Source organism: Kitasatospora sp. NPDC056783, assembly GCF_042789895.1.
Classification (GTDB): domain Bacteria; phylum Actinomycetota; class Actinomycetes; order Streptomycetales; family Streptomycetaceae; genus Kitasatospora.
The window spans coordinates 1-10,124 of sequence record NZ_JBHUAF010000315.1; the positions used below are offsets into that span (position 1 = coordinate 1).

Annotated in this window: 10 protein-coding genes; all 10 read right to left on the bottom strand. The window is 71.7% G+C overall.

What is annotated here, in order from left to right:
• Nucleotides 1-24 precede the first annotated feature (24 nt).
• Entirely contained in the window at nucleotides 25-312 is a 288-nt protein-coding gene (locus ACFRMQ_RS31420) for an RNA polymerase-binding protein RbpA (protein WP_223245297.1), read from the bottom strand.
• Between the two features lie 205 nt (nucleotides 313-517).
• Nucleotides 518-754 carry a preprotein translocase subunit SecG gene (gene secG, locus ACFRMQ_RS31425; RefSeq protein ID WP_350521388.1) on the bottom strand — a complete coding sequence of 79 codons (237 nt, stop codon included), beginning with the start codon at nucleotides 752-754 and terminating at the stop codon, nucleotides 518-520.
• A gap of 87 nt (nucleotides 755-841) precedes the next feature.
• A complete protein-coding gene (tpiA, locus tag ACFRMQ_RS31430) occupies nucleotides 842-1,627 on the bottom strand; it encodes a triose-phosphate isomerase (protein ID WP_380734112.1) in 786 nt (261 codons plus the stop codon).
• A gap of 5 nt (nucleotides 1,628-1,632) precedes the next feature.
• The gene (locus tag ACFRMQ_RS31435) at nucleotides 1,633-2,844 is read right to left on the bottom strand and encodes a phosphoglycerate kinase (protein WP_380734113.1); all 1,212 of its coding nucleotides are present in this window, start codon (nucleotides 2,842-2,844) and stop codon (nucleotides 1,633-1,635) included.
• 154 nt (nucleotides 2,845-2,998) lie between these two features.
• Nucleotides 2,999-4,006, bottom strand: coding sequence for a type I glyceraldehyde-3-phosphate dehydrogenase (gap, locus tag ACFRMQ_RS31440; protein WP_380700375.1), 1,008 nt, complete (start codon nucleotides 4,004-4,006; stop codon nucleotides 2,999-3,001).
• Nucleotides 4,007-4,360: 354 nt separating this feature from the next.
• Nucleotides 4,361-5,341, bottom strand: coding sequence for a DNA-binding protein WhiA (gene whiA / locus ACFRMQ_RS31445; RefSeq protein ID WP_316527119.1), 981 nt, complete (start codon nucleotides 5,339-5,341; stop codon nucleotides 4,361-4,363).
• Entirely contained in the window at nucleotides 5,332-6,429 is a 1,098-nt protein-coding gene (yvcK, locus tag ACFRMQ_RS31450) for a uridine diphosphate-N-acetylglucosamine-binding protein YvcK (protein WP_380734114.1), read from the bottom strand. The genes whiA and yvcK overlap by 10 nt, the downstream gene beginning before the upstream one ends.
• Before the next feature lie 64 nt (nucleotides 6,430-6,493).
• The gene (gene rapZ, locus ACFRMQ_RS31455) at nucleotides 6,494-7,378 is read right to left on the bottom strand and encodes an RNase adapter RapZ (RefSeq protein ID WP_307806500.1); all 885 of its coding nucleotides are present in this window, start codon (nucleotides 7,376-7,378) and stop codon (nucleotides 6,494-6,496) included.
• 118 nt (nucleotides 7,379-7,496) lie between these two features.
• On the bottom strand, nucleotides 7,497-9,527 hold the full coding sequence (uvrC, locus tag ACFRMQ_RS31460; protein ID WP_380734115.1) for an excinuclease ABC subunit UvrC: 2,031 nt from the start codon (nucleotides 9,525-9,527) through the stop codon (nucleotides 7,497-7,499).
• 84 nt (nucleotides 9,528-9,611) lie between these two features.
• Nucleotides 9,612-10,034: a Rieske (2Fe-2S) protein gene (locus tag ACFRMQ_RS31465; protein ID WP_380734116.1), complete on the bottom strand. Its 423-nt coding sequence runs from the start codon at nucleotides 10,032-10,034 to the stop codon at nucleotides 9,612-9,614.
• Between the last annotated feature and the right edge of the window lie 90 nt (nucleotides 10,035-10,124).

The window sequence follows — 10,124 nt, forward strand, 5'->3', positions numbered from 1 at the left end:
CCCTTCGTGGTGTGTGGGGGGACCTCAGATCTCGCCGCGCAGCTTCGCCAGCGCCTCGGCGAGGATCGCCTCGCCGTCGGCGTCGGTGCGACGCTCGCGCACGTACGCGAGGTGGGTCTTGTACGGCTCGTTGCGCGAGGGGGCCGGCGGGTTGTGCTGGTCCTGCCCCGCCGGGAAGCCGCAGCGCGGGCAGTCCCAGGTCTCCGGGATCGCCGCTTCGGCGGCGAAGCTGGGACGGGTCTCGTGCTTGTTCGCGCACCAGAAGGAGATCCGGTTGCGCGGGGCGGACTCGCCGCGCTCCGCCTCGCCCATCGGGCCTGCCCCGACCCTGCTGCCACGGATGGCATTGCCACTTGCCACGGTCTGACTCCCTGCGTACTGGTGCGCCGACCCGCCGCGGTGCGCGTCGGTGGCGAAAGTCGTCCTAGTGTAAGCAGGAGTTAAGCATCCGCCACCATCGCCTCCGCACCCGACCGCCCCAGGATAGGCGCTCGGGCGACGGGGCGTCAGGGATACGTCAGCTCTGGTACTTCAGCACGAGGCCCAGGACGATGATGGACGCGAACCACCCCAGGCCGACCACGATGGTGATGCGGTCGAGGTTGCGCTCGGCCACCGCCGAGCCGCCGCCGGTGGACATCGCGCCACCGCCGAACATGTCGGACAGGCCGCCGCCCTTCCCCTTGTGCAGCAGCACCAGAAGGATCATCAGCAGACTGAAGATGATCAGGGCAATCGAGAACCCGAGAACCACGACGGGACCAACTCTCTCGTATCTTCGGCGAAGGGGCCGGGCCGCGTCAGGCGGTCCGGCCCCAAAGCCTACGTTGCTGCGGCGGCGTTAGCCTACTGCCTGCTCACGGTAGCGCACGATCTTGACGAACTCCTCGGCGTCCAGCGAGGCACCGCCGACCAGGCCGCCGTCGATGTCGGGCTTGGCCATCAGGCCGGCCGCGCTCGACGACTTCACCGAGCCGCCGTACAGCACCCGGACCTTGCCGGCCAGCTCGGCGTCGTACAGCTCGGCGATCCGGGCGCGGATCGCGGCGCAGACCTCCTGCGCGTCCTCCGGGGTGGCCACCTCGCCGGTGCCGATCGCCCAGACCGGCTCGTACGCGACCACGATCGACTCGGCCTGGTCGGCCGGGACGTCGGCCAGGCCGCCGTCCAGCTGGGCCAGGGTGTGCTCGACGTGGGTGCCGGCCTTGCGGATCTCCAGCGGCTCGCCGACGCACAGGATCGGGGTGATCCCGGCGCGGTAGGCGGCCTTCACCTTGGCGTTGACGATCTCCTCGTTCTCGCCGTGGTACTGGCGGCGCTCGGAGTGGCCGATCACCGCGTAGGTGCACTGGAGCTTGGCCAGCATCGGCCCGGAGACCTCGCCGGTGTAGGCCCCGCCGTCGTGCTGCGAGATGTCCTGCGAGCCGTACTTGATCTTCAGCTTGTCGCCGAAGACCAGGGTCTGCACCGAGCGCAGGTCGGTGAACGGCACCAGGACGGCGACCTCGACGGCCGCGTAGTCCTTGTCGGCCAGCGCGAACGCCAGCTTCTGGGTGTGCTGGATGGCCTCAAGGTGGTTGAGGTTCATCTTCCAGTTGCCCGCCATCAGCGGGAGACGGTCGGTCATGTGTTTCAGTCCTCCAGAGCGGCGAGACCGGGGAGGGTCTTGCCCTCCAGGTACTCGAGGCTGGCGCCGCCGCCGGTCGAGATGTGTCCGAAGGCGTTCTCGTCGAAGCCCAGGATGCGGACGGCCGCGGCGGAGTCGCCGCCACCGACCACGGTGAACGCGTTGCTGTCGAGAAGGGCCTGCGCGACGGCCTTGGTGCCGCCCGCGTAGTCCGGGTGCTCGAAGACGCCCATCGGGCCGTTCCAGAACACCGTGCCGGCGTCGGCCAGCTTCTCCGCGTACAGCTCGCGGGTCTTCGGGCCGATGTCCAGGCCCTCCTGGTCGGCCGGGATGGCGTCCGCCGCGACGGTGTCGGGGTTCGCCGGGGCCTTGGTCTTGAGGTCCGGGAACTCGGCGGAGACCAGGACGTCGACCGGCAGCACGAACTCGACGCCGCGGGCCTCGGCCCGGGCCAGGTACTCCAGGACGGTCGGGATCTGGTCCGCCTGGAGCAGCGAGATGCCGACCTCGTGGCCCTTGGCCTTGAGGAAGGTGTACGCCATGCCGCCGCCGATCAGGATCCGGTCGGCCTTCTCCAGCAGGTTGTCGATGACACCCAGCTTGTCGGAGACCTTGGCGCCGCCGAGCACCACCACGTACGGGCGGGCGACGTCCTCGGTGAGCTTCTTCAGCACGCCGACCTCGGTGGCGATCAGGTCGCCGGCGGCGTGCGGCAGCAGGGCCGGCAGGTCGAACACCGAGGCGTGCTTGCGGTGCACGGCTCCGAAGCCGTCGCCCACGTACAGGTCGGCCAGGGCGGCCAGCTGCTCGGCGAAGGCCTTGCGCTCGGCGTCGTCCTTGCTGGTCTCGCCCGCGTTGAAGCGCAGGTTCTCCAGCAGCGCGACCTCGCCGCCCGCCAGCGCGGCCACGGTGGCCCCGGCGCTCTCACCGACGGTGTCGGTGGCGAAGGCGACGTCCTTGCCGAGGATCTCGCCGAGGCGCTTCGCCACCGGGGCGAGCGAGAACTGCGGGTCCGGCGCGCCCTTGGGCCGGCCGAGGTGCGAGGCGACGACGACCTTCGCGCCGGCCGCGGCCAGCTTGGCGATGGTCGGCGCGACGGCGCGGATGCGGCCGTCGTCGGTGATCGTGGCGCCGTCCAGCGGCACGTTCAGGTCGGCTCGCACGAAGACGCGCTTGCCTTCGACACCGGCTTCGATGAGCTCTTCGATGGTCTTCACGGGGATTCGGTTTCTCCTGGGGAGATGGTTGATGCGCAGTGAGGCGGCACGGCGCAGGGGCCGCCTGAGAAGTCCTTGAGCGCGGAACGAGGGCCCGGTCGGCACCGTAAGCCGTCCGGGCCCTCGCCCCTACATCACGTCAGCTCCCGCAAGGTCAGAGCTGCCCGCCGACGAGGGTGACCAGGTCGACGACGCGGTTCGAGTAGCCCCACTCGTTGTCGTACCAGCCGAGCACCTTGACCTGGTTGCCCTGGACCATGGTGAGCTGCGAGTCGAAGATGCAGGAGTGCGGGTCGTTGACGATGTCCGAGGAGACGATCGGGTCCTCGGTGTAGGCCAGGATGCCCTTGAGCGAGCCCTCCTGAGCGGCCTTCTGGAAGGCCGCGTTGACCTCGTCCTTGGTGACCTCGCGCTCCAGGGTGACGACCAGGTCCGTGATGGAACCGGTCGGGACCGGGACGCGCAGCGAGGTGCCGTCCAGCTTGCCCTTCAGCTCCGGCAGGACCAGGGCGGTCGCCTTGGCGGCACCGGTCGAGGTCGGGATGATGTTCTGCGAGGCCGCACGGGCACGGCGCAGGTCCTTGTGCGGGAAGTCCAGGGTCACCTGGTCGTTGGTGAACGCGTGGACGGTGGTCATCAGACCCTTGACGATGCCGAAGCTCTCGTTCAGCACCTTCGCCATCGGCGCCACGCAGTTCGTGGTGCAGGAGGCGTTGGAGATGATGTGGTGGTTGGCGGCGTCGTACTTCTCGTCGTTGACACCCAGGACGACGGTGACGTCCTCGTCGGTGGCGGGCGCCGAGATGATGACCTTCTTCGCGCCGGCGGCGAGGTGCTTCTTCGCGGCCTCGGCCTTGGTGAAGATGCCGGTGGACTCGACGACGATGTCGGCGCCCAGCTCGGCCCACGGAAGGTTCGCGGGGTCACGCTCGGCGGTCACCTTGAAGGTGTGGCCGTCGACGGTGATGCTGTCCTCGGTGTGCGAGACCTCGCCCGGGAAGGTACCCAGGGTGGTGTCGTACTTGAGCAGGTGAGCCAGGGTCTTCGTGTCGGTGAGGTCGTTGACACCCACGACCTCGATGTCCGCGCCCTGGGCCTTGACCGCGCGGAAGAAGTTGCGGCCGATGCGGCCGAAGCCGTTGATGCCTACCCGGATCGTCACGAACCGATCTCCTCGTTAGGTACGCCGGGGGCGCAGCCCCGGCGGGGGTGAGATTTGGGAAGTCCCCGACCGCCTATGACCCTACCCCTCCGGGGCCTGGGACGGCACATCGCGCCGCCTGGTGAGACTGGGCGTGGCGAGGCCGAAACCCCGTTCCGGGCCGTCCGGCCTTGGGCCGCCGGGCAGTTGGTCCTGGGCCAATGGTCTCTACCAATTCGGGAGTGTCGCGGGCCCGGACGGACGTTCGGCGGGACGCCCCGGAGACCGCCCGCGAGCGGGCTCGCGAACGCCGACGGCCGGCGCCCCGGATCGGGGTGCCGGCCGTCTCGCCGTCACGCGGTGTGATCGCGAACCTCAGTTCATCGCCATCTCGTCGGTGATGCTGGCCTCGGTGCTCGGCAGGCCGAGCTCGGAGGCGCGCTTGTCGGCCATCGCCAGCAGGCGGCGGATCCGGCCGGCCACCGCGTCCTTGGTCAGCGGCGGGTCGGCGAGCGCGCCCAGTTCCTCCAGCGAGGCCTGCTTGTGCTGCATCCGCAGCTGGCCGGCCGCGGCGAGGTGCTCGGGCACCTCGTCACCGAGGATCTCCAGCGCGCGGGCCACCCGAGCGCCGGCCGCCACCGCGGCGCGGGCCGAGCGGCGCAGGTTGGCGTCGTCGAAGTTGGCCAGCCGGTTGGCGGTGGCGCGGACCTCGCGCCGCATCCGGCGCTCCTCCCAGGCCAGCACCGACTCGTGGGCGCCGAGCCTGGTCAGCAGCGCGCCGATCGCGTCGCCGTCGCGGATGACCACCCGGTCCACGCCGCGCACCTCGCGGGCCTTGGCCGGGATGCCGAGCCGACGGGCGGCACCGACCAGGGCGAGCGCGGCCTCGGAGCCGGGGCAGGTGATCTCCAGCGAGGAGGAGCGGCCCGGCTCGGTGAGCGAGCCGTGCGCCAGGAAGGCCCCGCGCCAGGCCGCCTCGGCGTCGCAGGTGGCACCGGAGACGACCGCCGGGGGAAGCCCCCGGATCGGGCGGCCGCGGCCGTCCACCAGCCCGGTCTGGCGCGCCAGCAGCTCGCCGTCCTTGACCACCCGGACCACGAAGCGGCTGCCGCGGCGCAGTCCGCCGGGGGCCATCACCACGAGGTCCGAGGAGTGGCCGAAGATCTCCAGCAGGTCCTTGCGCAGCCGCCGTGCCGCCGCTCCGGTGTCCAGCTCCGCCTCGATCACGATGCGGCCGCTCACGATGTGCAGCCCGCCCGCGAACCGCAGGATCGCCGACACCTCCGCCTTGCGACAGCAGGCCCGGGTGACCGGGAGCCGGCTGATCTCGTCCTTCACCGCTGGAGTCATCGCCATGGCCCGATCCTTCCATGTGTCCGGAAAATCCGGTCGTACGCTGCCGCCAACAGCTCGGGGTCGTGTCGCGGCGTCCCGTCGGTGCGGGCCACCGAGCCGAGCACCAGAGCGGCGCCCATCCGTTCGGCGGCCTTCTCCAGACCGTCCAGGTCGGCCTGGCCGAAGGCCCCGCCGGTGACGGCGCGCTCGTCCACCAGGATCGCATCCACCGCGAGGTCCGGAGCGTGGTCGGCGATGACCTCCAGGTGGCGCTGCGGGGTGAAGCCCTCGGTCTCCCCGGGCTGGGGGGCCAGGTTCAGGGTGAGCAGGCGGCGGGCGCGGGTCTCGGTGAGCGCCTTGGCCAGCTCGGGCACCAGCAGGTGCGGCAGCACGCTGGTGAACCAGGAGCCCGGGCCGAGCACCACCCAGTCCGCCTCGCGCACCGCGGTGACGGCCTCCGGGACCGCGGGCGGCCCGTCCGGCAGCAGCCGGATCGACTGGACGGTGCCGGGGGTCACCGCGACGTCGGCCTGGCCGCGGACGGCGGTCACCTCGGCGGGGTGGCGCGGGTCGTGGCCGCGGACGCTCGCCTCGATGTCCAGCGGCACCGCCGACATCGGCAGCACCCGGCCCTGGACGTTGAGCAGCCGGCCGACCCACTCCAGCGCGGCCACCGGGTCGCCCAGCTTCTCCCAGAGCGCGACGATCAGCAGGTTGCCGACCGCGTGGCCGCCGAGTTCGCCGTTGCCGGTGAAGCGCTGCTGGATCACCTCGGACCAGGTGCGGCCCCAGTCGTCGTCCCCGCACAGCGCGGCCAGCGCCTTGCGCAGGTCGCCGGGGGGCAGCACGCCGAGCTCCTCGCGCAGCCGGCCGCTGGAGCCGCCGTCGTCGGCGACGGTGACCACGGCGGTGAGGTCGCTGGTGAGCCGGCGCAGCGCGGACAGCGAGGCGGACAGGCCCTGTCCGCCGCCGAGCGCGGTGATCCTGGGAGCCGGATTGGCGCGGGCGGGACTGCTGCGCGGACGGCTCGGCGCCGTGGCCCGGGCCGGGCTGCCCGCCCGGTCACCGGTCCTGCTCTGCGGCTGCCGCCCGGGCACGTATCCCGCCACACATCACCTCGCGTTCCTCGGCCCGCCGACCGCTCCGCCGACGGGCCCGGCAGGGAGGCGGCGGTTACTCCCGTCCCATGTCACGGTGGACCAGCACCGTCTCGACTCCGTCGGCGATGAGACGCTTGGTCAGACGCTCGGACATGGCGACGCTGCGGTGCTTGCCACCGGTGCAGCCTACGGCAAGCGTCATGTAGCGCTTCCCCTCGCGGCGGTACCCCTCGGTCACGATGCGCAGCAGCTGGGCGTAGCCGTCCAGGAACTCGTTGGCTCCGGGCTGCTGGAACACGTAGTCGGCGACGTCCGCGTCGGTGCCGGTGCGGGCCCGCAGTTCGGGCACCCAGTGCGGGTTGGGCAGGAATCGGCAGTCCACCACGAGGTCGGCGTCGACCGGCAGGCCGTACTTGAAGCCGAAGGACATCACGGTGGCGCGCAGCTCGGGCTCGTCGTGGTCGGCGAACTGGGCGTCCAGCTTGGCGCGCAGCTGGTGCACGTTGAGGTTGGAGGTGTCGATCACCAGGTCGGCCTCGCCGCGCAGGTCGCGCAGCAGGTCGCGCTCGCGGGCGATGCCGTCCACGATCCGGCCGTCGGCCTGGAGGGGGTGCGGGCGGCGGACGCTCTCGAAGCGGCGCACCAGCGCCTCGTCGGAGGAGTCCAGGAAGACGACCCGCAGCCGGACGCCGCGCTTCTCCAGCTCGTCCAGCGAGGTGAGCAGGTCGTCGAAGAACTGCCGCCCGCGGACGTCCACGACGACGCCGATCCGGGCGACGTTGCCCTGGGACCGGGCGCCCAGGTCGACCATGGTCGGGATCAGGGCCGGCGGGAGGTTGTCCACCACGAACCAGCCGAGGTCCTCCAGGCACTTGGCGGCGGTGGAGCGGCCGGCTCCGGACATGCCGGAGATGATCACCAGCTCCGGCGCGTTCTCGGCCACGTCTGACACGGTCACTTCGGTTCCCCGCTCTCGGTCTTTCTGCTGGGGAGAACGCGTACGGCACGGCCGCCCTTCCCCGGCCCGGGCAGGCGGGCGGGGCCGGGGCACACCGGCTGACAGGCGGCGTCGGCCGTCATGGCGTCTCCTGGGATGGTGCGGTCTGGGGTGCTGCGGCCACCGGCTCGGCGGCCTGCTCGGCCCCGTCCTCGATGATCTCGCCGGTCGCGGTGTTGACCGCGGGTGCGACGGGTGTACGGGACGACAACGCCTCCGCAACAGTCTGCGCGGTGCGGCGTCCGATGCCGGGTACCTCGCAGAGCTCGTCCACGGTGGCGGCCCGCAGCTTCTTCAGCGAGCCGAAGTGCTTGAGCAGCGCCCGGCGGCGAGTCTCTCCGAGGCCCGGGACGGAGTCCAGTTCCCCTGCGGTGAGTCGCTTGGAACGCTTGTTGCGCTGATAGCTGATCGCGAAGCGGTGGGCCTCGTCGCGCACCCGCTGGAGCAGGTAGAGGCCCTCGCTGGAGCGCGGCAGCACGACCGGGTCGTCCTCGCCGGGCAGCCAGACCTCCTCCAGGCGCTTGGCCAGGCCGCACAGCGCGACATCGTCGATGCCGAGCTCGTCCAGGGCGCGCCTGGCGGCGGCGACCTGCGGCCGGCCGCCGTCGACGACCAGCAGTTGGGGCGGGTAGGCGAACCGCTTGGGGCGGCCCTCCTCGTCCCGGGAGCCGGTCGCGGGCTCGTCCTCCTCGGGGACGGCCCACTCGCCGGTCCGCTCGCGTTCCTGGAGGTAGCGGCGGAAGCGCCGGCTGATCACCTCGTGCATCGAGCGGACGTCGTCCTGGCCCTCGAAGCCCTTGATCTGGAAGCGCCGGTACTCGCTCTTGCGGGCCAGGCCGTCCTCGAAGACGACCATGGAGGCGACCACGTCCTCGCCCTGGAGGTGGGAGATGTCGTAGCACTCGATGCGCAGCGGGACGGAGTCCAGCTCCAGCGCGTCGGCGATCTCCTGGAGGGCGCGGCTGCGGGTGGTGAGGTCGGAGGCGCGCTTGGTCTTGTGCAGGGCGAGCGCCTGTTGGGCGTTGCGCTGCACGGTGGCCATCAGGTCCTTCTTGTCGCCGCGCTGAGGGACGCGCAGGTCGACCTGGCTGCCGCGCAGGCCGCTCAGCCACTCGCGGGCCGGCTCGGCCGGGTCGGGCAGGGCGGGGACGAGGACCTCGCGCGGGACGGACTCGCCACCGCCGTAGAGCTGCTGGAGGGCGTGCTCGACCAGGCCGGCGGTGTCGACGTCCTCGACCTTGTCGGTGACCCAGCCGCGCTGGCCGCGCACCCGGCCGCCACGGACGTGGAAGATCTGCACGGCGGCTTCGAGCTCGTCCTCGGCGACGGCGAGCAGGTCGGCGTCGGTGGCGTCGGCGAGCACGATGGCGTTCTTCTCCATCGCGCGCTTGAGGGCGCCGATGTCGTCCCGCAGCCGGGCCGCCTTCTCGTACTCCAGATCGGCGGCGGCCTCCTGCATCTGCTCTTCCAGCCGGCGCAGGTAGTTGCCGGTGCGCCCGGCCATGAAGTCGCAGAAGTCCTCGGCCAGCGCGCGGTGTTCGTCCGCCGAGACCTTGCCGACGCAGGGCGCGGCGCACTTGCCGATGTAGCCGAGCAGGCAGGGCCGGCCGACCTGGCGGGCGCGCTTGAAGACGCCGTTGGAGCAGGTGCGGACGGGGAAGACGCGCAGCAGCAGGTCGACCGTCTCGCGGATCGCCCAGGCGTGCCCGTACGGGCCGAAGTAGCGCACGCCCTTCTTGTGCGCCCCGCGCATCACCTGGACCCTCGGGTACTCCTCGTCCAGGGTGACGGCGAGTTCCGGATAGCTCTTGTCGTCGCGGTACTTGACGTTGAACCGCGGGTCGAACTCCTTGATCCAGGAGTACTCCAGCTGGAGCGCCTCGACCTCGGTGCCGACCACGGTCCACTCCACCGACGCGGCGGTGGTGACCATGGTCGCGGTGCGCGGGTGCAGGCCCGCCAGGTCCTGGAAGTAGGAGGACAGGCGCGGGCGCAGGCTCTTGGCCTTGCCGACGTAGATGACCCGGCCGAGGGCGTCGCGGAACTTGTAGACGCCGGGGGAGGTCGGGATCGCACCGGGCGCGGGGCGGTAGGTGCTCGGGTCAGCCATGGGTCCACCGTACCGAGTGGGGACGGGGCCGCGGGGCGGAGATCGTCTGGTGGGACCGCAGTGGTCGGGAGGGGGTCAACTGTGTCAGCTCGGGGTCACCTTGAGGTTGCCGGCCTCGACCGTGACGGTGTAGGCGGGCAGCGGGGCGGAGGCCGGGCCGTCCTGCACGGCGCCGTCCGCGGCGGAGAACCGGCTGCCGTGGCAGGGGCACTGGATCTGGTCGTTCTTCACCTGGTCCACCAGGCATCCGGCGTGGGTGCAGCGGGCGTTGAACGCCTTGTACTGGCCGGCGGCGGGCTGGGTGACCACGATCTTCTGCTCGCGGTAGACCTTGCCGCCGCCCTCCGGCACGGCCGAGGCCGGGCCGAGGTCGACCGGGCCCTTGAGGGCGCCCTTGTCACCGGCGGAGGAGCCGCATCCGGTGACCGCCACGGCGCCGCCGGCCGCCAGGGCCGCGGCCCCGCAGAGCACCGTGCGGCGGGAGGCGGTGGGGCTGGTCTCGGACATCGCTGTGCTCCTACGGTTCTGCTGCGGGGGACCACGGAAGTCTATGCCGCGCACACCCCGCCGCTCCCGGGCCACCCCTGGGTGTCAGGG

Bases quoted from the DNA above. Each gene is read 5' to 3' on its own strand.
- uvrC (WP_380734115.1), bottom strand. From the start codon at position 9,527: ATGGCTGACCCGAGCACCTACCGCCCCGCGCCCGGTGCGATCCCGACC.
- whiA (WP_316527119.1), bottom strand. From the start codon at position 5,341: ATGGCGATGACTCCAGCGGTGAAGGACGAGATCAGCCGGCTCCCGGTC.
- tpiA (WP_380734112.1), bottom strand. From the start codon at position 1,627: ATGACCGACCGTCTCCCGCTGATGGCGGGCAACTGGAAGATGAACCTC.
- ACFRMQ_RS31465 (WP_380734116.1), bottom strand. From the start codon at position 10,034: ATGTCCGAGACCAGCCCCACCGCCTCCCGCCGCACGGTGCTCTGCGGG.
- ACFRMQ_RS31420 (WP_223245297.1), bottom strand. From the start codon at position 312: ATGGGCGAGGCGGAGCGCGGCGAGTCCGCCCCGCGCAACCGGATCTCC.